Source organism: Pseudomonas sp. R1-18, assembly GCF_051132095.1.
GTDB lineage: Bacteria > Pseudomonadota > Gammaproteobacteria > Pseudomonadales > Pseudomonadaceae > Aquipseudomonas.
This window is the reverse complement of record NZ_CP071658.1, coordinates 3,718,193-3,744,978: the sequence shown is the minus strand read 5'-3', so window position 1 is coordinate 3,744,978 and position 26,786 is coordinate 3,718,193. Positions and strand designations below refer to the sequence as shown.

Sequence of the window (26,786 nt, the reverse complement as noted above, 5' to 3'; positions counted from 1 at the left end):
TGATGGCCCGTGATGGACGAGCCGATCTTCTGTTTAGGTAGTTAAGTATCGAGTATGGGGCGAGACGGGGGCAGGGCGCTGGTATGAACCGGGTAAACCTGCCGTCGCCGATCCGCGAAGAAGCATTCTAAGGTACGCCTGACCGTCATGAAAGCCAGCTCGGACCAGGGAATGTCGGCTTCGTCGAACAACTGCACTTCCAGGCTTTCGATTCCGGCGCCGAAGTGTGAACCGTCCAGCTCGCCACGGTAAAACACTTGGACCTGATTGATGTGCGGCACATCGATCAGCGTGTAGAGTTCCAGTTCTCCCAGCGCGGCGCAGGCTTCCTCGACCGTCTCCCGGCGCGCCGCCTGCTCGACGGTCTCGCCGTTTTCCATGAAACCGGCCGGCAGTGTCCAGTATCCCAGGCGTGGTTCGATAGCGCGCCGGCACAGCAGGACCTTGTCGCCCGCCGTGACCAGGCAGCCCGCGACAATATTGGGGTTCTGGTAATGGATGGTGTGGCAATGCTCGCACACATAGCGCGGACGACTGTCGCCGTCTGGAATGCGCTGGATAACGGGGTTGCCGCACTGGCTGCAGAATTTCATGGCGTCGTTCGATAGTGAAGGCAGGCGCTATCTTGGCCTGCCATGCGGCGGATCGGCAAGCATCTCTCTGGTTTGACTGTCCTACAAGGGGTTGGGCACTTCGCTGCTTTGGTGCATGATGCCAGACAGGCAACATATCGAGATTTACCATGCTGGATGAGCTACTTCGCCGTGTAGGCAGTCACACGCCAGACACCCTCGAAACGGATCGGCAGTTTTCCGAGGCCGCCGTACTGGTGCCGATCACTCGTAGTGACGAACCCGAACTGATCCTGACCCTGCGCGCCAGCGGGCTTTCCACCCATGGCGGCGAAGTGGCGTTCCCTGGCGGGCGGCGCGACCCGGACGATCCCGATCTGATCTTTACCGCCTTGCGTGAAGCCGAGGAGGAAATCGGCCTGCCGCCCGGCCTGGTGGAAGTCATCGGCCCGCTGAGCCCGCTGATCTCCAAGCACGGCATCAAGGTCACACCGTATGTAGGCGTGATTCCCGATTTCGTCGAGTACCGGCCAAACGATGGCGAGATTGCGGCAGTGTTCAGCGTGCCGCTGGAGTTCTTCCGCCAGGACACCCGTGAACACACTCATCGCATCGATTACGCCGGTCGCAGTTGGTACGTTCCCAGCTATCGTTATGGCGAATACAAGATCTGGGGGCTGACGGCGATGATGATCGTCGAGTTGATCAACGTGCTGTACGACAGCAAGATCAGCCTGCATCACCCTCCCGAGCGCTCCACTACCTGAAGTGTCATCCATAACGAGCCGCGCGCATCAGCCCGGCCGACAGTCTGAGGAAGCAGCATGAAATATCGCCTGGGCGATTCCCGCGTCGAGACCGACCCCGCGAGCTGGGTCGCACCCAACGCGGTCCTGATCGGCAAGGTCAGGCTGGAGGCGGGAGCGAGTGTCTGGTTCAACGCTGTTTTGCGAGGCGACAACGAACTGATCCACATCGGCGAAAACAGCAACGTGCAGGACGGGACCGTCATTCACACCGACATGGGTTCGCCGCTGGAAGTGGGCAAAGGCGTGACCATCGGCCATAACGCGATGTTGCATGGCTGCACGGTCGGCGATTACAGCCTGATCGGGATCAATGCCGTGATCCTCAACGGCGCGCGTATCGGCAAGTACTGCATCATTGGTGCGAATTCGCTGATCGGCGAAGGCAAGGTCATTCCTGACGGCTCACTGGTCATGGGCTCGCCGGGCAAGGTGGTGCGCGAACTGACCGAGATCCAGAAGAAGATGCTGGAAGCCAGCGCTGCTCATTACGTCCACAACGCGCAACGTTACGCTCGCGACCTGATGGAGCAGGAAGAATGAAGAATGCAGGCCCGATCAGCGAAAAGCCGGTCCGCTCTCCGTGCGTCAGCATCTGCGCACTGGATGATGATGACATCTGCACCGGCTGCCAGCGCAGCGCAACCGAAATCACCCAGTGGGGCCGCATGAGCAACGACGAACGCCGTGCAGTGCTGATCCGGTGCCATGAACGCGCGACAACAAGCGGGATGATCCTGTAGCGACGCCTGACGGGTCGCCTTCGCCAGCGAGCTGGCTCCCACAGGGTCCCGCAGTGCGCCACAAAATTGTAGGAGCCAGCTTGCTGGCGATGAGGTTTGGACATCCATAAACGCCGTCGTCGCAAGCACGTTTCTTTCCACAGTTTGTGGTGCGCCGCGATTTGTGTGGGAGACAGCTTGCTGGCGAGGCGGATTGAGGATTGCCGCAGACAGCCGCCCCACAATCAAGCCCTCTGCTCCCACAGGGTCCCGCAGTGCGCCACAAAATTGTAGGAGCCAGCTTGCTGGCGATGAGGTTTGGACATCCATAAACGCCGTCGTTGCAAGCACGTTTCTTTACACAGTTTGTGGTGCGCCGCGATTTGTGTGGGAAACAGCTTGCTGGCGAGGCGGATTGAGGATCACCGCAGACAGCCGCCCCACAATCAATCCCTCTACTGCTACCATTGGCGCCCAATTTTTCCAGGCTCTGTTGCCCATGCTTTTCCTGATCGCATATATCAGCAGCGTTGTATTGATCAACTTCGCCTTTTCCGCGGCTCCGCATCTGGACATCATCTGGTCGGCCTGGGGCGGGCTGGTATTTGTGTTGCGCGACATGGTGCAGACCCGCTTTGGCCACGGAGCCATCCTCGCCATGCTGGTGGCGCTGGTGCTTTCGTATATCACCAGCGATCCGACCATTGCCCTCGCCAGCGCCACGGCCTTCGCCGTGTCGGAGTGCATCGACTGGCTGGTGTTCAGCATTACCCGGCGTCCGCTGCGTGACCGGTTGTGGATCAGCTCGGCGCTGAGTATCCCGCTCGATACCTTCATTTTCTTCGGCATGATCGACGCCCTGACGGCGCCGGTACTGCTGACCGCACTGGGCTCCAAGTTCGCCGGGGTCACTGCGGTCTGGCTGATCATGACCTGGCGTGAACGCAAGCGCGCGTTTGCCGGCTGAGGCCCCCGCTGGCCGGGGCTTCGTGGTAAATTGCGCGCCTTTCTCCACAGCGGTCGCTCGCATACGGCGAGTTGCCCTCGATATCTGCTCCACGAGGACCTGAGATGACTCAAATCGGAACTCCACTGTCGCCCACCGCGACTCGCGTACTGTTCTGCGGCAGCGGCGAGCTGGGCAAGGAAGTCGTGATCGAGCTGCAACGCCTGGGCGTCGAAGTGATCGCTGTTGACCGTTACGCCGATGCGCCGGCAATGCAGGTCGCGCACCGCAGCCATGTCATCAATATGCTCGATGGCGCCGCGCTGCGTGCGGTGATCGAAGCCGAGAAGCCGGACTACATCGTTCCGGAAATCGAAGCCATCGCCACCACGACGCTGGTCGAGCTGGAAGCCGAAGGCTTCACCGTGATCCCGACCGCTCGCGCGGCGCAGCTGACCATGAACCGTGAAGGTATCCGCCGTCTGGCGGCCGAAGAGCTGAAGCTGCCGACGTCGCCGTACTTCTTCGCCGACACGTTCGAGGCCTACAGCAAGGCCGTCGAAGAGCTGGGCTTCCCGTGCGTGGTCAAGCCGGTGATGAGTTCCTCCGGCAAAGGCCAGAGCCTGCTAAAGAGCGCCGACGACGTCCAGAAAGCCTGGGATTATGCGCAGGAAGGCGGCCGCGCCGGTAAAGGTCGGGTCATCATCGAAGGGTTCATTGATTTCGATTACGAAATCACGCTGCTGACTGTGCGCCATGTGGGCGGCACTACGTTCTGCGCGCCGGTGGGTCATCGTCAGGAGAAAGGCGATTATCAGGAGTCCTGGCAGCCGCAAGCCATGAGCCCGGCCGCACTGGCCGAATCCGAGCGCGTCGCCAAGGCGGTGACCGAGGCCCTTGGCGGGCGCGGCATGTTTGGCGTCGAGCTGTTCATCAAGGGCGACCAGGTGTGGTTCAGCGAAGTGTCGCCGCGCCCGCATGACACCGGTCTGGTAACCCTGATTTCCCAGGACCTGTCGCAGTTTGCGCTGCACGCTCGCGCAATCCTCGGTTTGCCGGTTCCCTTGATCCGCCAGTTCGGCCCTTCGGCCTCGGCGGTGATTCTGGTCGAAGGCCAGTCCACGCAGACCGCGTTCGGCAACCTGGGCGCGGCGCTGGCCGAGCCCGATACTGCCCTGCGCTTGTTCGGCAAACCCGAAGTCAATGGCCAGCGCCGCATGGGCGTAGCCCTGGCGCGCGACGAGTCCATCGAAGCCGCCCGCGCCAAAGCCACCCGCGCATCGCAGGCGGTGAAGGTAACGCTCTAAGGAGTTGCCGGAGCTTAACGCAGCTGCAAACCATGTGAGGGCCAGCTTGCTGGCGAAGAGGGCAGTACCGACACAATACATGTGTCGCCCAAAGCCATCCTCGCGAGCAAGCTCCCCCCACAGGTACTGAGTGAACGGCTTAACTCACCTGGCTCAAATCCTGATCCCGCGTTTCCTTCAGGCACAGCACTGCCAGCACGCTGAGCAGTGCCGCTGCCGAAACATATCCCCCGACCCAGCTCAAACCCCCTATTGCCACCAGCTTCTGCGCGAAGAATGGCGCAACCGATGCACCGACGATTCCGCCCAGGTTGTAGGCGGCGGACGCGCCGGTATAGCGTACGTGCGTAGGAAACAGTTCTGGCAGCAATGCGCCCATCGGCGCGAACGTGACGCCCATCAGGAACAGCTCGATGCACAGGAACAGCGCCACGCCCCAAGTAGTCCCGTGGGTCAGCAGCGGTTCCATCAGAAAACCCGACAGAATCGCCAGTACGCCACCGGCCACCAGCACCGGCTTGCGCCCGAAGCGGTCGCTGGCCAAGGCTGCCAGAGGCGTAGCGGCCGCCATGAACAGCACGGCAAAGCACAACAGCCCGAGGAAGGTCTCGCGGCTGTAGCCCAGCGTGGAAACACCGTAGCTGAGTGAAAACACGGTCGAGATGTAGAACAGCGCGTAGCACACCACCATTGAAGCCGCGCCAAGCAGCATCGGCCGCCAGTGCTGGCTGAAGGTCTCGACGATCGGCATTTTGACCCGTTCATGACGAGCAATGGCCTTGGCGAATACCGGCGTTTCTTCCAGTTTCAGGCGCACATACAGCCCGACCATTACCAGCGCCGCGCTGAGCAGGAACGGAATCCGCCAGCCCCATGAACGGAACTGCTCGTCGTCGAGCGTCATGGCAAGGGTCAGAAACAGACCGTTTGCCGCCAGAAACCCGATTGACGGGCCGAGTTGCGGGAACATGCCGAACCAGGCGCGCTTGCCCTTGGGCGCGTTCTCGGTGGCAAGCAAAGCCGCGCCGCCCCATTCACCGCCCAGCCCCAGGCCTTGACCGAAACGCAGCACGCACAGCAGGATCGGCGCCCAGGCACCAATGGTGGCGTAACCGGGCAGTACGCCGATCAGCGTAGTGCACACACCCATCAGCAGCAGCGACGCGACCAGCGTGGATTTGCGACCGATCCGGTCGCCGAAATGGCCGAACAATGCCGAACCCAGTGGCCTGGCCAGAAAGGCGATGCCGAAAGTCAGAAATGCTGACAGCATCTGTGCGGTGCCGGAGGTCTGCGGAAAGAATACCGGGCCGATCACTAGCGCCGCTGCGGTCGCATAAACGTAAAAGTCATAGAACTCGATGGCCGTGCCGATGAAGCTGGCGGTGGCGACACGAGTAGCGGAATTGACGGGCGGCGCCTGAGCGTCGTCGTTATCGCGGAACGTCGAAGTGCTGGTCATGCGGATTTTCCCTGTCTTCCTGTCGTCGTCGCTCTGGGAGCCACGGCAAGACGTCATTATTGTGGTTGTGATCAGGATTGCAGCACTGAGCAGGATAGCCCGGTAGGGCGAGGGGAGGCGGCGTTCAAGGGTGGCGAGCGCGTGCCGGAGATTGCAGGTCGTTCAGGCTGACTGGCCGTGTGCGCTGGGTGCGGGTAGCACGCGCAGGGGCCGGGCTGGATAAGCTTGCGGATTATAGAAAGGTGCCGGCCGCCTGGACAAGAGGCCGGCAAACGTGGCGTTCGGTCAGTTGAATACCAGACCGGAGGCGTTCTGCCACATCAACACGAGCTTGACGCGGTTGTCCTCGGTTTCCAGGATCTCCAGACGGTACGGCCCGATCTTCAAGCAGACCGGAGCCTGTGGGATGGTCTCCAGCGCTTCGGTCACCAGACCGTTGAGCGTTTTCGGCCCGTCACACGGCAGACGCCAGCCCAGACTCTTGTTCAGGTCGCGGATGGAGGCAGCGCCCTCGACTTCCAGGCGGCCGTCTTCGCGGCGGGTAATGTGCGGATTATCCAGCGCCTGTTCACTCTCGAACTCGCCGACGATCTCTTCGAGAATGTCTTCCAGAGTCACAATGCCCAGCACTTCGCCATACTCGTCCACCACCACGCCCAGACGCCGCTGCTGTTTGTGGAAGTTGAGAAGTTGCAACTGCAACGGCGTGCTTTCCGGAACGAAATAAGGTTCGTAACAGACGGCGAGCAGTTGTTCCTTGGTCAGTTCGCCGCGCGGCAGCAGGTGACTGATGTCGCGGGTATTGAGAATGCCCTGAACCTGGTTGATATCATTGTGATAGACCGGCAGCCGTGTGTGGCGTGACAAGATCAGGCGCTCGATGATCTGCGCGGTGGAGTCGTCCAGATTGACGCCGTCTACTTCGCTGCGCGGGATCAGAATATCGTTGACGGTAATGCTATCCAGCGCATGGATGCCGGACAGGACGTTGGCGCGGGGGTTGTATTCGTTGACGCCGTCGCCGTGCGCCGGGCCGTGGTCGGTCGAGCCGTGATCCTGTGCATGCGGCGCGCGCGGCTGAAACGGGCGCAGCAGCCCTTGGGCGATCGAGTCGAACAGCCAGGCCAGCGGCCACACCAGCTTCATGGGCAGGCGCAGTATCGCGTTGCCCAGCATCAGGGTCGCTTCTGGATGGCGCGTAGCCAGACGGCGCGGCATGTACTCGACGAAGACCAGCAATAACGCTGTGCTGCCTGTCCATGCGAGCGTCGGGCCGTTATACAGCCAGTACTCGATGGCGACCAATGTAGCGATCACGGTGATCAGCACGGTCACCAATGTGCTGGCAAACACCAGGCAGCGAGGCTCGAAACCCAGCTCGGGGTATGTCGCTGCTTCGTGCGGGCGGCGACCGGCGCGTAGCGTCTGGAGCTGGCCGTGAGCGGCTTCTACCGCCCGAAAGAGCGCGGACCACAAAATCAGCAGGGCCAGTACACCGAGCAACGGCCCGATGGGCAGGTTATCCATGATCGACGCTCGTCAGATGTGCAGGATGAATTCGCGTACCAGCTTGCTGCCGAAATAGGCCAGCATCAGCAGGCAGAAACCGCCCAGCGTCCAGCGAATCGCTTTGTGGCCACGCCAGCCAAGACGATTGCGCCCCCACAGCAGTACGCTGAACACCACCCAGGCAAGGCACGCGAGCAGGGTCTTGTGGACCAGATGCTGGGCGAAAAGGTTCTCGACGAACAGCCAGCCGGACAGCAGGGACAGCGAAAGCAGGAACCAGCCGGCCCAGAGGAAGCCGAACAGCAGGCTTTCCATAGTTTGCAGCGGCGGGAAGTTCTTGATAAGCCCTGAAGGATGCTTGTGCTTGAGCTGGTGATCCTGCACCAGCACCAGCAGCGCCTGGAACACGGCAATCGTGAACATGCCGTAAGCCAGCAGCGACAGCAGGATGTGGCTGAGAATGCCTGGCTCTTCCATGATTGGCTGCACCGTGCCGCTGGGCACGAATTGAGCCAGTAGGGCCGTGATCATGCCGAGCGGGAAGAGCAGCACCAGCAGGTTCTCCACCGGAATGCGCGCGATGGCGATCAGCGTCACGGCAATCACCGACACGGCGATCAGGCTGGCGGAATTGAAGAAATCCAGGCCGAGGCCCGCGGGTCGTGCCAGTTGCGAAAAGAGACCGATGGCATGGGCGATCACCGCCAGTGTGCCGAGCAGGCAGAGCAAGCGCTTGTTCGGCCTGGCGGGCTGGCTCAGGCGCACGCCCTGATAGACGGTCGCAGCGGCGTAGAGTCCGGCGGCGGCGAGGCTGGGAAGCAGGCTGGGTGGCAAGGGGAACATAGATCCTGGGGAGCGGGCCTGAAAAGACGCTGAGTTTGGCATAGAACCGACATTTCACGAAAGACCACAGAAGCAGTCTGCGTGGTGTCCGTCATGCGGAGTCTCCGCTATAATCCGCGACCTGCTCAAGCCGCAGGCTCGTCGAGCGCCATTTCAATGCGGGCCGGGCCGCACCAACCGGGGCTCTACCAGAGCCTGAAAGGATCGCGCATGTTTGAAAACCTGACAGACCGCCTCTCGCAGACGCTACGCCATGTGACCGGCAAGGCCAAGCTGAACGAGGACAACATCAAAGATACCCTGCGCGAAGTGCGCATGGCTTTGCTTGAAGCCGACGTCGCTTTGCCGGTGGTCAAGGACTTCGTCAACAACGTCAAGGAACGTGCGGTCGGCACCGAGGTGTCGCGCAGCCTGACGCCGGGTCAGGCGTTCGTGAAGATCGTCCAGGCCGAACTCGAAAGCCTGATGGGCGCCGCCAACGAAGATCTGGTGCTCAACGTCACGCCACCCGCAGTCGTGCTCATGGCCGGCCTGCAGGGCGCGGGCAAGACCACTACCGCCGGCAAGCTGGCGCGCTTCCTCAAGGAGCGCAAGAAGAAAACCGTGATGGTGGTGTCGGTCGACGTTTACCGTCCCGCGGCCATCAAGCAGCTTGAAACTCTCGCCAACGATATCGGCGTGACCTTCTTTGCCTCCGACATCAGCCAGAAACCGGTCGATATCGCGCAGGCAGCTATTAAAGAAGCCAGGCTGAAGTTCATCGATGTGGTGATCGTCGACACCGCCGGTCGTCTGCACGTCGACGCCGAGATGATGACCGAGATCCAGGCGCTGCACAGCGTGGTCAAGCCCGCCGAGACCCTGTTCGTGGTCGACGCCATGACCGGTCAGGACGCGGCCAATACCGCCAAGGCCTTCGGTGATGCGCTGCCATTGACCGGTGTCATTCTCACCAAGGTCGACGGCGATGCGCGCGGTGGTGCGGCACTTTCGGTGCGCGCCATCACCGGCAAGCCGATCAAGTTCATCGGTATGGGCGAGAAGAGCGAGGCGCTGGAGCCGTTCCATCCGGACCGTATCGCGTCCCGTATTCTGGGCATGGGCGACGTGCTCAGCCTGATCGAGCAGGCCGAACAGACCCTCGACAAGGAAAAAGCCGACAAGCTGGCGAAAAAGCTCAAGAAGGGCAAAGGCTTCGATCTCGAAGACTTCCGCGACCAGTTGCAACAAATGAAGAACATGGGCGGCCTCGGCGGTCTGATGGACAAGCTGCCGAGCATCGGCGGCGTCAATCTGTCCCAGATGGGTAACGCTCAGGGCGCCGCGGAAAAGCAGTTCAAGCAGATGGAAGCCATCATCAACTCGATGACCCCGGCCGAACGTCGTGACCCGGAAATGATCAGCGGCTCGCGCAAGCGTCGCATCGCGATTGGTTCGGGTACCCAGGTCCAGGACATCGGGCGTCTGATCAAGCAGCACAAGCAGATGCAGAAGATGATGAAGAAATTCTCCACCAAAGGTGGCATGGCCAAAATGATGCGCGGCATGGGCGGGATGTTCCCAGGCGGCGGCATGCCGAAGATGTGATTGCGTCGCGCGCGGGCTTTCCGCGCGCGTCCCTTGCGCAGGGCAACCTGCGCTAAACCCGCGTTGTGCGGGTCTCCAGCTGCTGTCGACCCGACAGCTTCCTTGCAAATCTGATGGCACGCCGGTGGTCGCCGGAAAAAGTCATTTGCAAAAGGCGGGATATTCCTTAGAATATGCGGCCTTTCGGGCACCTATGCCCGCTGTGCATCATAGATTTGCAGCACCGACTACAGGAACGATGTTCAATGCTAACTATTCGTCTTGCCCTGGGCGGCTCCAAAAAGCGCCCGTTTTACCACCTGACCGTTACCGACAGCCGTAACGCTCGCGACGGTTCCCACAAGGAGCAGGTTGGTTTCTTCAACCCGGTTGCCCGTGGTCAGGAAATCCGTTTGTCCGTGAACGAAGAACGCGTCAACTACTGGTTGAGCGTTGGTGCACAGACTTCCGAGCGCGTTGCCCAGCTGCTCAAAGAGCACAACAAGGCTAAGGCCGCGGCCTGAGTCTTATGAACGCGACGCCAGCATCTGCCGACGATCTGATCGTCATTGGCAAGATTTACTCGGTTCATGGCGTTCGCGGCGAAGTGAAGGTTTATTCCTTTACCGATCCGATTGGAAACCTGTTGGACTACAAAACCTGGACGCTTCGGCGCGAAGGCAGCGTCGACAAACAGGTGGAGCTGATCAGCGGACGCTTGCAGAGCAAGTTTCTGGTCGTAAAGCTCAAAGGTCTCGATGATCGTGAAGAAGCACGTCTTCTGTCCGGTTTCGAAATCTGCGTGCCACGCAACCTGTTCCCTGATCTGGACGACGGCGAGTACTACTGGTACCAGCTCGAAGGCCTCAAGGTCATTGACCAGCTCGGGCAACTGCTCGGGAAGATCGATCACCTGCTCGAAACCGGTTCGAACGATGTAATGGTTGTAAAGCCCTGCGCGGGCAGCCTGGATGATCGTGAGCGCCTGTTGCCCTATACGGAGCAATGCGTGTTGGCAGTCGACCTGGAAGCCGGCGAAATGAAGGTGGATTGGGATGCGGACTTCTGAATGCCATGGCCAGCCTACGCATAGAAGTCATCAGTCTGTTCCCGGAGATGTTCTCCGCCATCAGTGAATACGGCATTACCAGCCGTGCGGTGAAACAGGGGCTCATGCAGCTGACCTGTTGGAATCCGCGGGATTACACCACTGATCGCCATCACACTGTGGATGATCGCCCATTTGGCGGTGGTCCGGGCATGGTGATGAAGATCAAGCCCCTGGAAGATGCTCTGGTTCAGGCCAGGCAAGCGGCAGGGGATGCGGCGAAGGTTATTTACCTGTCGCCACAAGGCCGCAGACTGGATCAGTCAGCGGTGCGCGAGTTGGCAAAAGAGGAAGCGATTATCCTCATTGCCGGTCGTTATGAAGGCATTGACGAGCGTTTTATTGATGCTCATGTCGATGAAGAGTGGTCGATTGGTGACTATGTTCTGTCTGGCGGCGAGCTGCCGGCGATGGTGCTGATCGACGCGGTTACGCGACTGCTGCCCGGAGCTTTAGGGCATGTGGACTCCGCGGAGGAAGATTCCTTCACGGACGGTCTGCTGGATTGCCCGCACTACACCCGACCTGAGGTGTATGCGGATCAGCGTGTTCCCGACGTGTTGCTAAGTGGCAATCACGCGCACATCCGGCGTTGGCGTTTGCAGCAGTCCCTTGGGCGGACCTACGAACGACGCGCTGATCTTCTGGAAAGCCGCTCGCTTTCTGGAGAAGAGAAGAAGCTGCTGGCGGAATACATCCGCGAGCGGGACGATAGTTAACGTATCGATGGTTGATCCAGACGGATCACCTTAGGAGCACCAGCATGACTAACAAAATCATTCTTGCCCTCGAAGCAGAGCAGATGACCAAAGAGATCCCTACCTTTGCCCCGGGCGACACCATCGTCGTTCAGGTGAAAGTGAAGGAAGGCGACCGCGCTCGTCTGCAAGCGTTCGAAGGCGTTGTCATCGCCAAGCGTAACCGTGGCGTGAACAGTGCTTTCACTGTTCGCAAGATCTCCAACGGTGTTGGCGTTGAGCGTACTTTCCAGACCTACAGCCCGCAAATCGACAGCCTGGCTGTGAAGCGTCGCGGTGACGTTCGCAAGGCCAAACTGTACTACCTGCGTGACCTGTCCGGTAAAGCAGCTCGCATCAAAGAAAAACTGTCCTGATACAGCGTTTCGATGCAAAAAAAGCAGCCTGAGGGCTGCTTTTTTATTGCCTGCTGTTTGATGATTGACCCCTGTTGCGACCCTTTGCCAGAGTGAACATGCCTGCCATCGACCACCCTCTGATTGACCGCTTCCTGGATGCACTGTGGCTGGAGAAAGGCCTGTCCGATAACACCCGCGATGCGTATCGCAGTGACCTCGCGCTGTTCAACGGCTGGTTGCAGGAACGCAATGTCGATCTGGCCAGTGCTGGGCGCGAGGCGATCCTCGATCACCTGGCGTGGCGCGTCGACCAGGCTTACAAGCCGCGTTCCACGGCACGTTTCCTGTCCGGCGCGCGTGGGTTCTACCGCTACCTGTTGCGCGAAAAGCTGATCAGCGTCGACCCGACTCTGCAGGTCGACATGCCGCAGCTCGGCAAGCCGCTGCCCAAGTCCCTGTCTGAAGCCGACGTTGAAGCGCTGCTGGCGGCGCCGGATCTGAGCGAGCCTATTGGCGAGCGTGATCGCGCCATGCTGGAGGTGCTTTACGCCTGCGGGCTGCGCGTGACCGAGCTGATCAGCCTGACGCTGGAACAGGTCAACCTGCGCCAGGGCGTGCTGCGGGTGATGGGCAAAGGCAGCAAGGAGCGACTGGTGCCTATGGGCGAGGAAGCGATCGTCTGGGTCGAGCGCTATCTGCGTGGCGCCCGCGGCGAGCTGTTGGGAGGGAGGCCCAGTGACGTGCTGTTCCCCAGCCAGCGTGGCGAGCAGATGACTCGCCAGACATTCTGGCATCGCATCAAGCATCAGGCGGCGGTCGCCGGAATCGGCAAATCGTTGTCACCGCATACCCTGCGGCATGCATTCGCGACGCATCTGCTCAACCATGGCGCGGACCTTCGCGTGGTGCAGATGCTGCTGGGTCACAGTGATCTGTCGACCACCCAGATCTATACCCATGTCGCACGCGCCCGCTTGCAGGAAATGCATGCAAAACACCATCCGCGTGGCTGATTCCTGTGGCAAATTGAGTGGCGTCTTACGTCAGCGCGGGTCGGTCTTGCAGGCCTTATGTGATAGGCTTTGCCGGTTTCGCAGATTGAGGTCGGCATCCGTTGTCCCGACCGCTGCCGGTCTGTCCGCCGCTATAGGAGTTTTCATGCGTTTGCCTCAGATTTTCGCCGCTGCCATCGTCGCGGTGGCCGGCACATTCAGTACCGTTGCCCTGGCCGCAACGGCACCCGAACAAGCCATTCGCAAGACCCTTGAATCGCTCCAGCTCGAAGTACCGGTCGAAAGCATCGCGGCCAGTCCGCTGAACAATCTGTACGAGGTCAAGCTCAAGGGCGGCCGCGTTCTGTACGCCAGCGCCGACGGCCAGTTCGTCATGCAGGGCTATCTGTTCCAGATCCAGGACGGCAAGCCGGTCAACCTGACCGAGAAGACCGAGCGTCAGGCGATCTCCAAGACCATCAATGCCATCCCGGCGGGTGAAATGGTCGTTTATCCTGCCGTTGGCGAAACCAAGTCGCATATCACGGTCTTCACCGACACCACCTGTCCTTACTGCCACAAGCTGCATGAAGAAGTTGCCCAGCTGAACAAGATGGGTATCGAAGTGCGCTATCTGGCATTTCCGCGTCAGGGTCTCGGTTCTCCTGGCGACCAGCAGCTGCAGGCTGTGTGGTGCTCCAAGGACCGCAAGGCCGCCATGGACCGCATGGTCGATGGCAAGGACATCAAGGCAGACAAGTGCGAGAACCCGGTCAGCAAGCAGTTCGAGATGGGCCAATCCATCGGCGTGAATGGCACACCGGCAATCGTTCTGGCTGACGGCCAGCTGATTCCGGGCTATCAGCCCGCCGCGCAGGTCGCGAAGCTGGCGCTGGGCGCCAGGTAATACTCATATTGGAGTCGCGCGTGAGCGCGCGGCTGTTTTTCACGGTCGATCCAGGGTCGAACGTTTTACGGGGAGTGCATCAGTGAAACCGGTCAAAGTAGGCATTTGTGGGCTGGGTACTGTCGGCGGCGGTACCTTCAACGTGCTTCAGCGTAACGCCGAGGAGATTGCCCGCCGTGCCGGGCGTGGAATCGAAGTGGCGCAGATTGCCGTTCGTACTCCAAACCCCAACTGCCAGATTGCCGGTACCCCGACCACCGCGGACGTGTTCGCAGTCGCGACCAACCCCGAGATTGATATCGTCGTCGAGCTGATCGGCGGATACTCCGTGGCTCGCGAGCTGGTGCTCAAGGCCATCGACAACGGCAAGCACGTGGTGACCGCCAACAAGGCGCTGATCGCCGTCCACGGCAACGAGATTTTCGCCAAGGCGCGGGAGAAGGGCGTGATCGTCGCCTTCGAAGCAGCGGTCGCAGGCGGTATCCCGGTGATCAAGGCGATTCGTGAAGGCCTGTCGGCCAACCGGATCAACTGGCTGGCCGGGATCATCAACGGTACGGGCAACTTCATCCTCACCGAAATGCGCGAGAAAGGCCGCACTTTCCCTGACGTGCTGGCCGAAGCTCAGGCGCTGGGTTACGCCGAGGCCGACCCGACCTTTGACGTCGAAGGCATCGACGCCGCGCACAAGCTGACCATCCTGGCCTCGATCGCATTCGGCATTCCCCTGCAGTTCGACAAGGCCTACACCGAAGGCATCACAAAACTGACGACCGCCGATGTGAACTACGCCGAGGCGCTGGGCTACCGCATCAAGCATCTGGGCGTCGCCCGCAGCACCGCCAAGGGCATCGAACTGCGCGTTCACCCGACACTGATTCCTGCCGACCGCCTGATCGCCAACGTCAATGGCGTGATGAACGCAGTCATGGTCAACGGCGACGCATCCGGTTCGACACTGTTCTACGGTGCAGGTGCCGGTATGGAACCGACCGCGTCGTCGGTCGTGGCCGATCTGGTAGACGTGGTCCGCGCGATGACATCCGATCCGGAGAACCGCGTTCCGCATCTGGCCTTTCAGCCCGATTCCCTGTCCGCGCACCCGATCCTGCCCATCGAAGAGTGCGAAAGCGCCTACTACCTGCGCATTCAGGCCAAGGATCACCCGGGCGTGCTGGCTCAAGTGGCGAGTATCCTGTCCGAACGCGGGATCAACATCGAGTCGATCATGCAGAAGGAAGTCGAGGAGCAGGACGGCCTGGTGCCGATGATTCTCCTGACCCATCGCGTGCTGGAGCAGCACATCAACGACGCGATCATGGCGCTCGAAGCGTTGCAGGGTGTGGTAGGTCCGGTCGTTCGTATCCGCGTTGAACATTTGAATTAATCGATTAGCTGAAGCGGGAAGCTGCGAGCTGCAAGCCGCAAGCTGCAAGCTGCAAACAGAGGCCAGCGTGCTTTTGCTTGCAGCTTGTAGCCGGTAGCTTCAACTTGTAGCTTTGAGCTTCAGCTCAAACCAAAGGTTTGATCCCATGCGCTACATCAGTACCCGCGGCCAAGCGCCTGCATTGAATTTCGAAGACGTGTTGCTGACCGGTCTGGCGAGCGACGGCGGCCTTTATGTGCCGGAGAACCTGCCGCGTTTCACTCAGGAAGAAATCGCTTCGTGGGCTGGCCTGCCTTATCACGAGCTGGCATTTCGCGTGATGCGTCCGTTCGTGACCGGCAGCATTCCTGATGCCGACTTCAAGAAGATCCTTGAAGAGACTTATGGCGTATTCGCGCACAGCTCGGTCGCGCCGCTGCGCCAGCTGGCCGGCAACGAGTGGGTCATGGAGCTGTTTCACGGCCCGACCCTGGCTTTCAAGGATTTCGCCCTGCAACTGCTGGGTCGCCTGCTCGACTACGTGCTCGCCAAGCGCGGCGAGCGTGTAGTGATCATCGGCGCGACCTCCGGTGACACCGGCTCGGCTGCCATCGAAGGCTGCCGTCGTTGCGAGAACGTCGATATCTTCATCCTGCATCCGAACAATCGGGTTTCGGACGTTCAGCGCCGCCAGATGACCACCATCTTCGGCGACAACATCCACAACATCGCGGTGGAAGGCAATTTCGACGACTGCCAGGAAATGGTCAAGGCAAGTTTCGCCGACCAGGGCTTTCTGAAAGGCACCCGCCTGGTCGCGGTCAACTCGATCAACTGGGCACGGATCATGGCCCAGATCGTCTACTACTTCCATGCGGCGCTACAGTTGGGCGGCCCGGCTCGCTCGGTGGCGTTCTCGGTTCCGACCGGCAACTTCGGCGATATCTTTGCCGGCTATCTGGCACGCAACATGGGTCTGCCGATCAATCAGCTAGTCGTGGCCACCAATCGCAACGACATCCTGCACCGCTTCATGAGCGGCAACCAGTATGTAAAAGAAACCCTGCACGCGACCCTGTCACCGTCCATGGACATCATGGTGTCGTCCAACTTCGAACGCCTGCTGTTCGACATGCACGGCCGTAACGGCGCGGCCATCGCCGGTCTGATGGATACCTTCCGTCAAGGCGGCGGTTTCAGCGTCGAAGAAGATCGCTGGACCGAAACCCGCAAGCTGTTCGACTCGCTGGCGGTCAGCGACGAAGACACCTGTGAGGTAATCGCCGAGGTGTTCGCCAAGACTGGTGAAGTGCTCGATCCGCATACCGCAATCGGAGTCAAGGCTGCGCGCGAATGCCGTCGCAGCCTGGACACGCCGATGGTGGTGCTGGGCACCGCGCACCCGGTGAAATTTCCCGACGCAGTTCTCAAGGCGGGCGTTGGCAAGGCGCTGGAACTGCCGGCGCACATGGCTGATCTGTTCCAGCGCGACGAGCGCTGCACCGTGCTTCCGAACGATCTGAAGGCCATCCAGGCATTCGTCAGCCAGCACGGCAATCGCGGCAAGCCGCTCTGACAGAATCGTTGTGTAACAACTTAGGGCCCGCCACTTGGCGGGCCTTCTCGTTTTGACGTGCCAAACTTCGGACGTTTGCAGTTCATACGAGTGAGTCATTGGTTGTGAAGCAGGTAAGCGAGCAAGGTGAGGTCAGGAAGACAGGCAACGGGATGACGAAGCATGCGTGGCGCGCGGCGCTGCTGATGCTGTTACTGTCGTTATTTCAGCCAGCGCAGAGCGCTCAGAACCTGCCTTTCAAACTGGGCGCACCGTTCAGACAATTGGCGGATTTGCCCATCGACGCGCGGGACCGCGACTGGCTGCGTGAACGCCGGATCCTGCGGGTCGGCATCGCGATTGCCGACTATGAACCCATCGACATCACCAGCGACCGCAATCGCTATCAAGGCATCAGCGCCGACTATCTGAGCCTGATCGGCGATGCGTTGAACATGCCGATGCAGGTCGTGGGGTTTGCCAAACGCGACGAGGCTATCGAGGCGTTGCGCGGCGGCGGCATCGATATTCTCACCAGTGCCAACGGCTTCGAGCGAGGTGTGCCGGGGCTCGCGTTTTCCACCGAATACATGCCTGACAGATCGGTAGTGGTGGGGCGCGGCAACGACCAGACCGTCGTATCCAGGCTCGTGGGCAAGAAGGTCGTGCTGCTCGACGGTTACGCCGATTCTGCAGTGGTCAACGGCGCTTACCCTGACAGCCAGATTATCATCGCCCCCAATCTGAACAGTGCGCTGGAGGCGCTGAGCCAGGGTGAGGTCGACGCATTCATCGGCAACGAGGTCATCGTTCGCTCTTACACCGCGCTGCGTCCTTACCTCGGCCTGCAGATCAAAGCCGAGAGCGCTTTGCCGCCGGTGGGTTTCGCGTTTGCCGTTCGTGATAGCGAGCAACGCTTGCTGAGTCTGATCGACCGGTCGCTGGCCAGTCTGGACGCATCGGTCAGACATGAAGTGCTGGGCCGCTGGACCATCGGTCTGGGCGCGGATGTGGTTGGGCAGCGGCTCATGTTGTCCGGTGCGGAACGTGACTGGATCCGCCGTCATCCCAGCGTGACCATCGCGACCACGCAGCAGCCGCCTTACATCTACAAGGACCAGAACGGAACCTGGGTCGGACTGAACACGGATATCATCGCGCGAATTTCACGCATGACCGGCTTGCGGTTCGTCTACAAGGAGGCGCCGTCCACCCAGGCGAGCATTGCCTTGCTTCAGGCCGGGGAAGCGGACATGAACACGACCCTGGCGGAAAACGCGGACCGTCGGCGCTTTCTGGATTTTACCTACTCGTTCGGCGGTAACAGCTGGGTGTTCGTCGTGCGTGCAGGCAGCAACGCCAGGGTGTCGCTGAATAACCTGAGCGGTAAGGTACTGGCCCTGCCCGCGAGGCATGCACTGGAGGACTCCATCAGGCGTGAGCACCCACAGGTGCGGTTGCGGCTGGTCGCCACCTACGACGAAGCTCGTCAACTGGTGGAAAGCGGCGAAGCAGACGCGACGATCCAGAATGAAGCCGGTGCCTATCTGTACCCGCCGGGCGAACTCAAGGTCGGCCGCAGCGTCGATGGGAAATGGTCGCCCGACCGGTTCTCGGTCATCAAATCCCAGCCAGAGTTGTTGAGCATCCTCAACAAGGCGCTCGAAGAGTTTCCGGTGGCCGAAATGCGCTCCATCCGCATGAAATGGCTGGGCGCGGTCTTACCGCAGCCTTCACTCTGGAGCCGCATTCCTCAATGGGTGTTCTGGGTTCTGGCGGTGGCGGTGCTGGTCGGGTTTGTATCGCTGCTGTGGAGCAGCCGGCTCAAGGTGCAGATCCGCCAGCGTCTGGAGGCCGAACAGCAGCTCAATGACCAGCTCGCGTTCAAACATGCGCTGCTCGACGGGATACCGACGCCGATTTATGTGCGCGACCTCAAGGGTCGTCTGGTGTCTTGCAATCGCAGCTACGAGGACAGTTTCGGCGTCAGCTTCGAGCAGATGAACGGCCGCCGGTTGATCGACGTCGATCTGATTCCTCGCCCGGTTGCCGAACAGATGCACAGCGACTACCTCAAGCTGCTGGCAGACCGCTGTCCGGTTTTCGCCGACAGATCCATGGAGCTGAACGGGAAGCGTGTCGATGCCTGGCAATGGACGGTTCCGTTCTTTGCCGCTGATGGCGAGCTTCAAGGGCTGCTGGGGGGCTGGGTGGATATCACCGAGCGCAAGCAACTCGCGACTCAACTGGAACAGGCGCTGCGTCACGCCGATCAGGCCAACGAGGCCAAGAGTGCGTTTCTGGCCACCATGAGCCACGAAATTCGCACGCCCATGGGCGCAATCATCGGTCTGCTGGAACTGGAGTGTGAACAGGCGCTGCGCTCTGGTCAGGCGCCTTCCGAAAACCTGCGGGTTGCGCACGCGTCCGCGCAGCAACTGGTCGCCTTGATCGGCGACAGCCTGGACCTTGCCAAGATCGAAGCCGGAGGCATGCAGCTGGCACTGGCCGTGACGCCGCTGCACGATTTTCTGCAAGGGGTGGTTCGGCTGTTCTCGGCGGTTGCGCAGGAAAAAGGGCTGGACCTGCGTCTGGAGTTCGACGAGCGCGCGCAGGGCCTCTATTGGCTTGATCCGCTGCGCCTGCGCCAGGTTTTGCAAAACCTGTTCGGCAACGCCCTGAAGTTCACCGGGCAGGGCGGGGTGACCCTGTGCGTCAACGTCCTTGAGACAACAGAGCAGTCTTCGCGGCTGCGGATCAGCGTGCGCGATACCGGTCCAGGCATTGCCCCCGATCGCTTGAACGAGGTGTTTCAGCCATTCACCCAAGGCAGCGACGACACCGCGGCTCGCTACGGAGGCACTGGCCTGGGGCTGAGTATTTCCCGGCAACTGGTTGCGCTGATGAAAGGTCAGCTGGATTTGCGCAGCGAACCGGGGCAGGGCACCGAAGCAGTGATCGAGCTGGCCCTCGCTCGCGTGACCCAGACGCCGGCTCATCAGGCTGAGCAGTGGCAGCCACCAGCTGAGCAGCGAGCGCTGCGCCTGCTTGTGGCCGACGACTTGTCCGCCAACCGGCTGGTGCTGACCCGCCAGCTGGAATTCCTCGGGCACCAGGTGGTACCGGTTGGCGGTGGCGAAGCCGCGTTGCACGCCTGGCGGCAACAGGATTTCGACGCGGTCATTACCGACTGCAATATGCCAGGCGTCAGTGGCTACGCCCTGACCGAAGCGATCCGGGGAATCGAGGAGCAGGAAACGCGCGAGCATTGTCCTGTGATCGGTTGCACCGCCAATGCGATGAACGATGAAAGGGAGCGCTGCGAGCTTGTCGGCATGGACGGTCTGCTGATCAAGCCGCTGTCGCTGGAGCGCCTGGCAACCGAGCTGGCCCGCGTGGTCCGCGAACGTCTTTTCGATATCCGTACCTTGCGGCGGATGACACAGGCCAATCCGGAGCAGATGCAGCGGCTGCTGGCGGAGCTGTGGAAAAACCTGAGTCACGAACACGACGTGTTGAGCGACGCAGTCGCTGCCCTTGACTGGAAAACGTTGAGCGCCGCGTTGCATCGTCTCAAGGGCGCGGCGTGTCTGGTGGATGCGGCGCCGCTGGCCCGTGCCTGCGCCGCGCTCGACGCTGAAGTGCAGGAAGAACGTGAAGCCAGTCTGGCCGAGCGCTGGGCCACTCTCGCGGATGCCATCGCCGGGCTTCAGGCTGACATCGAACCGCACCTGAACCGGATGCCGACGACCCAGAGTTGAGTGCCTGTCAGGTTTCGGACTTGTCCTATGGGGCAGCACTGAACAGTTGGCTAGAGTGCGCGGCTTCAGCCAGCCGCCACTCAGTAGGCCCGACCGTGCGTTCACCCAAAGTCCTGATTCTAGAGGATCACCCGTTTCAAATGATGGCACTGCACCAGATGCTCAATGCCAATCATGTATACGACGTGCTGACTGCCGATAGCGTCGACGCTGCCAAGTGTTCGCTGGACAAGCGCGGAAGCGTCGACATCGCTATCTGCGATCTGCAAATGGACGGTCCGGATGGTCTGGACTTCATTCGTCACCTGGCCGAAACCGGTCAGGCCCAAGCGCTGGTGGTGCTGAGCAGCACCGCTGCGGATGTGATTGAGGGCGTAGGCCAGCTGGCGCAACGGCAGGGCCTTGAAGTACTCTGCTGCTTGCAGAAGCCACTTTGCGCGACGGTGCTGAGCGAGTTGCTCGCTACCTGGCGGTGGCGCGTGCAGCAGACACCGCAAGACAGCCCTGAGCCGCACTCGCATCCATTAAGCGCTACGCAGCTGTTCGACGGGCCAGTCGATGTGAAGGCGCTCGCCGATCAATGGATTGTGCATTTCCAGCCCAAGGTCAACCTCGATGGCGATGTGCTCGGCGTCGAAGCGTTGGTCCGCTGGCAGCATCCGGCGTTCGGACTGCTTGGGCCCGGGCGGTTCATGGACGCTCTGGAACGGCGAGGGCTGCTGGCGCCGTTGACCTGGCGGGTACTGGAACAGGCTCTGAAGTTTTCCGCGGCTACCGCGCACCAGCGTGGCGAACCCATGCCCGTTGCGGTGAACATTGCTCCGCAAGTGATGGACCAGCCAGGGTTCGCGGCGCGCGTGCTGACGCTGTTGGCCGAGCACGATGTGCCAGCGAGCGCGCTGACCCTGGAAATCCTCGAACACCCCGCAGAGGCGTCTCGACCCGCAGCGCTGGAAGGCTTGCTGCGTTTGCGCCTGCAGGGTTGCCGGGTGTCGATCGACGATTTCGGTACCGGCGCATCGAATATCCAGCGACTGCTGCAATTGCCCTTCAACGAGCTGAAGATCCCGGCCCAGTTCGTGCGCGGAATGGCGGAGGACGCGCGCAAGTCCGCAGTGGTCGCCTCGGCCATGTTCATGGCTCGCCGTCTGGCGCTGGACGTGGTCGTCGAAGGGGTGGAAACCCTGGACGACTTCCACAGCGTGATGATGCTGGGCAGCCCGGCCGTGCAGGGCTATTTCATTGCACGGCCGATGGCTGAAACGGACCTGAGGCGTTGGCTGGCGGAGCGTGAAAGGCTGGCCTTCAGGCCTGCCGCCACTGAGGCAATCGCTCAGGACAAACCATGCTCCTGCAAGTAAATGAATAGCGCGGCTTCGTTGGCCAGCCCCAGTTTGCGCATCGCGCTGACCTTCTGGCTGCTGACCGTCTGCTTGCTGCGATTCAACTGGCTGGCGATCTCGCCGACCGCCTTGCCGGCCGCCAACAGGCGTACCACTTCCAGCTCTCTGGGCGAAAGCTGCTCCGGCGCGACCAACCGGTCGCAGCCGTACTCCTGCGCCTGGAGCATCACGCGCTGCACCGAGTCGGCAATGAATACCTGGCGGCGGCGCACACTTTCAATCGCTGCCGGCAGTTCACCCGCGACACTGGCCTTGCTCAGCAATCCCTGCACATTGAGGTCGAGCATCGCGCGAAACAGACCGGCGTTGCTCAGGGTCGTGACGACGATCACCGGCAATGTCGGAAAGTCGCGCTGAATTCTCTGCAGCAGACGCAAGCCGTCACTCTGCTGTTGCGCGGGCATCATGAAGTCGGTGACCAGCACATCGCAGTCCTGCTCCCTGAGTACCTGCAATAGCTCATCTGGAGTGCTCGCCTCGCCCACGACCCGAGCCGCATCGCCGTGTTCGATGACCACGCGCAGGCCGATCAGGAAAATGGGATGGTCATCCGCCAGGACAACGCGCATGGGACGATCAAGGGATGAGCTCATGGTACTGCTCCGTTGAAGGGTGACCCATGGTAATGCATCTGATCCGGCTGTTTAGCCATGCGCTGGCGAAGCAGGTGATCCGTAGGATCTGGCAGGAGCGAGCGCTGAACATTCCTACAATTTGTGTAGTGGCTGACGGGCCGGTTGTGAATGATCGCGCGCTCAGGGTTGCGCAGGGGAATCAGCTCTCGGTTTTTTCCCTGTCACATTGCACAGGCATCCTCGAAATCAGGACAGGTGCGACGAATTGGCCCAGCCGGCGAGAACTTTCTGCTCGTGCGCGCGGTCAGTGATTAGCACCTTTGCATTCAAACTGTTGAGTGGTGATCTAGATGGAAAATATCAGCTTACTGCTAAGCGAAGCGCTGGCTCCTTACCAGGCCAGCCTCGGGCCTGAAGGTTCACGGGGCGAACGTCTGGTGACCCTGAGAGATGCAGCCGGTGCCATTGTGATCGAGCGCAGTTTCAGCGCCGATCAATTGCGCGACAAGCGCCAGCTGACCGATGTGGTCGATGGTCTGCACCGGGACCTGATGGTCGCCGAAGGCCGCATCGAACCCTGCGTCATCGCAGCCACCCGTAATGCTGCGCTGGGCCAGGCGTTTGCCGCGGCTCCCGCATTTGGCTGAAGACGGAATCTGATCCGGCCTCGGCGTTCGTATGATCACGGCAGGTTCGATCGTTGTGCTCCGACGATTCGGAGGCTGCCGTGCGGAACTGCCACGAGGCTGGCGGTCCTGTTAACCCCGGGCAGATTCCCCGCTGCCCGGGGTTTCTTTTGTTCGGTATAACGACCGATCTGAGCGTCGACGTTGCGATCCGGCCGTTCAGTGTTTGTCGAAAAATGCCCTGGCGTCTTCCAGGTATCGGGAGCGTTCTTCCGGCGCCAGCCATTGGGCATAGAACCCCATCAGCTCGCTTTCACGCAGTTCGCGCATCTCGCGGTTGATGATCTGAATGGCGCGCCGGCCTTCAGGTGTGCCGGAGCAACCGATGTGCGCGTATTGATAGGCGGGGTTGCCCTTGATCGGCAGAAACGCCAGCTCGCTCAATTGCAGATCTTGCTCTACGGCCTGATAACGCACTTCAGGCCAGAAGCCGATCAAGGCCTGCAATCGCCCCAGACGTTCCATCTGCAACTGACTGCCGATGGCCTCGCTGCCGTAGTGCAGGTTCAGTGCATCGGGGTTGCTGTGCCTGATGATCTCGTCGACCAGAGGCCCGTAGCTGCGTTGCGCCACGACACCCACCTTGAAGCCCGGTGCCTCCAGCAGCCGACGCAGGTCGACCCGCCCTTCATCCATGAAATCGGCCAGGCGTTGCAGGTCAGTCTTGCGCACGACCAGTCCGCTGCTGAGCAGCATGTACACCGGAATCGAAAACGCGATGCTTCTGGCCCGTTCGGCAGTCCACATCAACGTCGGGTCACAGCTGGACGGATGCTCCATGAGCATTTGCGTGGAGCGCGCGCGGTTGACCCGGATCAGTACATGGTCGTACTCGGGCATGCGCGCGGTCAGCAGCGGCATCAGGCGGTCAATTGCACCTTGCCCTTGCTGAGGGCCGGAAAAAATCGTCGACGGCGGCAGATCGCGTATCAGCCAGGTCAGCGTTTCCCTGGCCTGGCCAGCGCCCGGCACGGTACACAACACAAGCGCGGCCAGCCATGCGCTCAGAGCGACGTGCGCAGATTTCAAGGTTCGGGTAGGCATATGCTGTTTTTCATCCCTTGAAGTCATCGAGCTTTCAGGTTGCACGCGCGTTGCGCTGATGCTCTGCGCAAGGCGTTACAGATTGGTGAATCCCGCAATGCGGCCCGATGCGTGAGTACAAATATCTTCTGCAAGGAGGATCGGTCAAGGGTTTGCGTCGCCGTTGCTCCGCCAAGGTCGTTCGGCGCGCCAGCATCGGGTAGACTTGCCGCCTTTCCTCGCACTCCAGAGCCCGTTCATGGCCCAGCCTTCCACGACCTACAAATTCGAACTCAACCTTACCGATCTCGATCGTGGGGTCTATGAAAGCGTCAAACAAACCATCGCCCGTCATCCTTCCGAAACCGAAGAGCGCATGACCGTGCGTCTGCTGGCCTATGCGCTCTGGTACAACGAACAGTTATCGTTCGGTCGCGGCTTGTCTGAAGTAGACGAGCCCGCATTGTGGGAAAAAAGTCTGGATGACCGCGTTCTGCACTGGATTGAAGTAGGTCAGCCCGATGCCGATCGTCTGACCTGGTGCTCGCGTCGTACCGAGCGCACCAGCCTCCTGGCCTATGGCAGCCTGAGGGTCTGGGAGGGCAAAGTGGTTCCGGCGGTCAAGAACCTGAAGAACGTTAATATCGCCGCCGTGCCTCAGGAAGTGCTCGAAGTCCTGGCCAGGGACATGCCGCGCGTTATCAAGTGGGACGTGATGATCAGCGAAGGGACCGTATTCGTTACTGATGATCGCGGGCAGCATGAAGTCCAGCTGCAATGGCTTGCGGGCGAGCGCGGCTGATCAACCGCACGACCCACCTCAATGAATCGACACAGAGAATCTGCTGAACCGCATGCGCATCGAACCCCGTCTGTTGCCTGACACCCTGCCGTTTCTTGGCGACCTGCCGCCATTGCTTACCCGCCTGTACGCCGCCCGAGGCGTGGCCAGCGAGGCCGAGCTGGACAAGAGCCTGGCGCGCCTGATCCCTTATCAGCAGCTCAAGGGCATCGATGCGGCGGTCGAGCTGCTGGTGACCGCCATCGAGCAACGCCAGCGCATGCTGATCGTCGGCGACTTCGATGCCGATGGCGCCACGGCAAGCACCGTCGGCGTATTGGGCCTGCGTTTGCTCGGGGCTGCGCATGTCGACTATCTGGTGCCCAATCGTTTCGAGTATGGCTACGGGCTGACGCCGGAGATCGTCGCGGTGGCCTTGCAGCGCACACCGCAGCTGCTGATTACGGTCGACAACGGCATTTCCAGTGTTGAGGGCGTGGCGGCGGCCAAGGCCGCGGGGCTGAGCGTGCTGGTGACCGACCACCATTTGCCGGGCAAAGAATTGCCGGCAGCCGATGCCATCGTCAATCCGAATCAGCCGGGCTGCGAGTTTCCGAGCAAGTCGCTGGCCGGCGTCGGGGTGATTTTCTACGTGTTGATGGCGTTGCGCGCACGCCTGCGTGACATCGGTTGGTTCGAGCGCAACCAGCGTCCGCAGCCCAACCTCGGCGAGTTGCTGGATCTGGTGGCGCTGGGCAGCGTTGCAGACGTCGTGCCGCTGGACGCCAACAACCGCATCCTCGTCCATCAGGGCCTGATGCGCATCCGCGCCGGTCGTGCGCGTCCGGGCTTGCGCGCCATTCTTGAGGTTGCGCGTCGTGAACCGTCACGCATCACCTCGACCGATCTGGGTTTCATCCTCGGCCCGCGCCTGAACGCGGCTGGCCGGCTGGATGACATGAGCCTGGGCATCGAATGCCTGCTTTGCGATGACCCGGTGCTGGCACGGGAAATGGCCGTGCAGCTGGACGAGCTGAACCAGGATCGCAAGTCCATCGAGCAAGGCATGCAGCGCGAAGCGCTGGCGCAACTCAAGGATCTGCCTGTGGAGTCGATGCCGTTCGGGCTGTGTCTGTTCGACGCCCAGTGGCATCAGGGCGTGATCGGCATCCTGGCCTCGCGCCTCAAAGAGCGTTATCACCGCCCGACCATCGCGTTTGCCAGCGCCGGCGAGGGTGTGCTCAAAGGATCGGCGCGTTCGGTACCGGGTTTTCATATCCGCGACGCACTGGACGCGGTTGCGGCGCGCCATCCCGACCTCATCAGCAAGTTCGGCGGGCACGCGATGGCAGCGGGTCTTTCGTTGCCCGAGGGAAACTTTCCGGCGTTCGCCGAGGCGTTCGACGCCGAAGTGCGGCGCCAGCTTTGCGAAGAAGACCTGACCGGACGCCTGCTGTCCGACGGCTCGCTGGCAGTCGAGGAGTTCCACCTGGAACTGGCCCGCGCACTGCGCAACGCGGGGCCATGGGGTCAGCACTTTCCCGAGCCGCTGTTTCACGGGGTGTTCCAGCTGGTGGAGCAGCGGATTGTGGGCGAGCGCCACCTGAAGATGGTGCTCAAGACCGAGTGCGGCACCGTGAAGCTTGAGGCCATTGCCTTTGGCGTCGACCGCGATGTCTGGCCCAACCCGAATATTCGCTGGGTCGAACTGGCTTACAAGCTCGACTTGAACGAGTTTCGGGGCAATGAAACCGTGCAATTGCTAGTGGCCCATATCGCGCCGCGATAAGCCGGAACCCC

At 61.0% G+C, this 26,786-nt stretch carries 25 protein-coding genes; 19 read left to right on the top strand and 6 right to left on the bottom strand.

What is annotated here, in order from left to right; translation table 11 throughout:
• Positions 1 to 41 precede the first annotated feature (41 nt).
• Positions 42 to 593, bottom strand: coding sequence for an NUDIX hydrolase (locus J3P77_RS17135; RefSeq protein WP_434677775.1), 552 nt, complete (start codon positions 591 to 593; stop codon positions 42 to 44).
• A gap of 149 nt (positions 594 to 742) precedes the next feature.
• Here J3P77_RS17135 and J3P77_RS17130 point away from each other — a divergent pair, with 149 nt between their 5' ends.
• The 5 genes from J3P77_RS17130 to purT all read left to right on the top strand — a co-directional run bounded on the left by J3P77_RS17130 (position 743) and on the right by purT (position 4,353).
• Positions 743 to 1,339: a CoA pyrophosphatase gene (locus J3P77_RS17130; protein WP_434677774.1), complete on the top strand. Its 597-nt coding sequence runs from the start codon at positions 743 to 745 to the stop codon at positions 1,337 to 1,339.
• A 57-nt stretch (positions 1,340 to 1,396) separates the two neighbouring features.
• Positions 1,397 to 1,921, top strand: a complete 525-nt coding sequence (locus J3P77_RS17125; RefSeq protein WP_434677773.1) for a gamma carbonic anhydrase family protein — start codon at positions 1,397 to 1,399, stop codon at positions 1,919 to 1,921.
• The gene (locus J3P77_RS17120; RefSeq protein WP_434677772.1) at positions 1,918 to 2,121 is read left to right on the top strand and encodes a DUF1289 domain-containing protein; all 204 of its coding nucleotides are present in this window, start codon (positions 1,918 to 1,920) and stop codon (positions 2,119 to 2,121) included. Before J3P77_RS17125 ends, J3P77_RS17120 begins: the two co-directional genes overlap by 4 nt.
• A 478-nt stretch (positions 2,122 to 2,599) precedes the next feature.
• Positions 2,600 to 3,067, top strand: a complete 468-nt coding sequence (locus J3P77_RS17115; RefSeq protein ID WP_434677771.1) for a preQ0 transporter — start codon at positions 2,600 to 2,602, stop codon at positions 3,065 to 3,067.
• 104 nt (positions 3,068 to 3,171) lie between these two features.
• A complete protein-coding gene (gene purT, locus J3P77_RS17110; protein ID WP_434677770.1) occupies positions 3,172 to 4,353 on the top strand; it encodes a formate-dependent phosphoribosylglycinamide formyltransferase in 1,182 nt (393 codons plus the stop codon).
• Positions 4,354 to 4,492: 139 nt separating this feature from the next.
• Here purT and J3P77_RS17105 read toward each other — a convergent pair whose 3' ends face one another.
• From J3P77_RS17105 to J3P77_RS17095, 3 genes are all read right to left on the bottom strand, one after another.
• Positions 4,493 to 5,815, bottom strand: coding sequence for an MFS transporter (locus J3P77_RS17105; RefSeq protein ID WP_434677769.1), 1,323 nt, complete (start codon positions 5,813 to 5,815; stop codon positions 4,493 to 4,495).
• A gap of 285 nt (positions 5,816 to 6,100) precedes the next feature.
• Complete coding sequence (locus J3P77_RS17100; protein ID WP_434677768.1) at positions 6,101 to 7,342, bottom strand: CNNM domain-containing protein; 1,242 nt, start codon at positions 7,340 to 7,342, stop codon at positions 6,101 to 6,103.
• A gap of 12 nt (positions 7,343 to 7,354) precedes the next feature.
• Positions 7,355 to 8,167: a cytochrome C assembly family protein gene (locus J3P77_RS17095; RefSeq protein WP_434677767.1), complete on the bottom strand. Its 813-nt coding sequence runs from the start codon at positions 8,165 to 8,167 to the stop codon at positions 7,355 to 7,357.
• A gap of 210 nt (positions 8,168 to 8,377) precedes the next feature.
• Here J3P77_RS17095 and ffh point away from each other — a divergent pair, with 210 nt between their 5' ends.
• From ffh to J3P77_RS17040, 11 genes are all read left to right on the top strand, one after another.
• Positions 8,378 to 9,754, top strand: coding sequence for a signal recognition particle protein (gene ffh / locus J3P77_RS17090; protein ID WP_434677766.1), 1,377 nt, complete (start codon positions 8,378 to 8,380; stop codon positions 9,752 to 9,754).
• Positions 9,755 to 9,999: 245 nt separating this feature from the next.
• Positions 10,000 to 10,257 (top strand): 30S ribosomal protein S16, encoded by a 258-nt coding sequence (gene rpsP / locus J3P77_RS17085; protein WP_024685933.1) that lies wholly within the window; start codon positions 10,000 to 10,002, stop codon positions 10,255 to 10,257.
• A 5-nt stretch (positions 10,258 to 10,262) separates the two neighbouring features.
• Positions 10,263 to 10,802 carry a ribosome maturation factor RimM gene (rimM, locus tag J3P77_RS17080; protein WP_434677765.1) on the top strand — a complete coding sequence of 180 codons (540 nt, stop codon included), beginning with the start codon at positions 10,263 to 10,265 and terminating at the stop codon, positions 10,800 to 10,802.
• 5 nt (positions 10,803 to 10,807) lie between these two features.
• Entirely contained in the window at positions 10,808 to 11,560 is a 753-nt protein-coding gene (trmD, locus tag J3P77_RS17075; RefSeq protein ID WP_125830425.1) for a tRNA (guanosine(37)-N1)-methyltransferase TrmD, read from the top strand.
• 44 nt (positions 11,561 to 11,604) lie between these two features.
• Positions 11,605 to 11,955: a 50S ribosomal protein L19 gene (gene rplS, locus J3P77_RS17070; protein ID WP_025258887.1), complete on the top strand. Its 351-nt coding sequence runs from the start codon at positions 11,605 to 11,607 to the stop codon at positions 11,953 to 11,955.
• A 98-nt stretch (positions 11,956 to 12,053) separates the two neighbouring features.
• Complete coding sequence (gene xerD, locus J3P77_RS17065) at positions 12,054 to 12,950, top strand: site-specific tyrosine recombinase XerD (RefSeq protein ID WP_434677764.1); 897 nt, start codon at positions 12,054 to 12,056, stop codon at positions 12,948 to 12,950.
• A 145-nt stretch (positions 12,951 to 13,095) separates the two neighbouring features.
• Entirely contained in the window at positions 13,096 to 13,836 is a 741-nt protein-coding gene (gene dsbC, locus J3P77_RS17060; RefSeq protein WP_434677763.1) for a bifunctional protein-disulfide isomerase/oxidoreductase DsbC, read from the top strand.
• Between the two features lie 82 nt (positions 13,837 to 13,918).
• Positions 13,919 to 15,223: a homoserine dehydrogenase gene (locus J3P77_RS17055; protein ID WP_434677762.1), complete on the top strand. Its 1,305-nt coding sequence runs from the start codon at positions 13,919 to 13,921 to the stop codon at positions 15,221 to 15,223.
• 145 nt (positions 15,224 to 15,368) lie between these two features.
• A complete protein-coding gene (thrC, locus tag J3P77_RS17050) occupies positions 15,369 to 16,778 on the top strand; it encodes a threonine synthase (protein ID WP_434677761.1) in 1,410 nt (469 codons plus the stop codon).
• Between the two features lie 185 nt (positions 16,779 to 16,963).
• Positions 16,964 to 20,518, top strand: a complete 3,555-nt coding sequence (locus J3P77_RS17045) for an ATP-binding protein (RefSeq protein WP_434682044.1) — start codon at positions 16,964 to 16,966, stop codon at positions 20,516 to 20,518.
• 95 nt (positions 20,519 to 20,613) lie between these two features.
• Positions 20,614 to 21,879 carry an EAL domain-containing response regulator gene (locus tag J3P77_RS17040; RefSeq protein WP_434677760.1) on the top strand — a complete coding sequence of 422 codons (1,266 nt, stop codon included), beginning with the start codon at positions 20,614 to 20,616 and terminating at the stop codon, positions 21,877 to 21,879.
• Here J3P77_RS17040 and J3P77_RS17035 read toward each other — a convergent pair.
• Positions 21,852 to 22,514: a response regulator gene (locus J3P77_RS17035; protein WP_434677759.1), complete on the bottom strand. Its 663-nt coding sequence runs from the start codon at positions 22,512 to 22,514 to the stop codon at positions 21,852 to 21,854. The genes J3P77_RS17040 and J3P77_RS17035 overlap by 28 nt on opposite strands.
• Before the next feature lie 332 nt (positions 22,515 to 22,846).
• Here J3P77_RS17035 and J3P77_RS17030 point away from each other — a divergent pair, with 332 nt between their 5' ends.
• Positions 22,847 to 23,143 (top strand): DUF3509 domain-containing protein, encoded by a 297-nt coding sequence (locus tag J3P77_RS17030; protein WP_434677758.1) that lies wholly within the window; start codon positions 22,847 to 22,849, stop codon positions 23,141 to 23,143.
• Between the two features lie 198 nt (positions 23,144 to 23,341).
• Here the strand turns inward: J3P77_RS17030 and J3P77_RS17025 are convergent, their stop codons facing one another.
• Positions 23,342 to 24,178 (bottom strand): TIGR02285 family protein, encoded by an 837-nt coding sequence (locus J3P77_RS17025; RefSeq protein ID WP_434682043.1) that lies wholly within the window; start codon positions 24,176 to 24,178, stop codon positions 23,342 to 23,344.
• A gap of 286 nt (positions 24,179 to 24,464) precedes the next feature.
• On the opposite strand from J3P77_RS17025, the gene J3P77_RS17020 reads away from it, so the two are divergent.
• The gene (locus J3P77_RS17020; RefSeq protein WP_434677757.1) at positions 24,465 to 25,007 is read left to right on the top strand and encodes a YaeQ family protein; all 543 of its coding nucleotides are present in this window, start codon (positions 24,465 to 24,467) and stop codon (positions 25,005 to 25,007) included.
• A gap of 52 nt (positions 25,008 to 25,059) precedes the next feature.
• Entirely contained in the window at positions 25,060 to 26,775 is a 1,716-nt protein-coding gene (recJ, locus tag J3P77_RS17015; RefSeq protein ID WP_434677756.1) for a single-stranded-DNA-specific exonuclease RecJ, read from the top strand.
• Positions 26,776 to 26,786: the final 11 nt, after the last annotated feature.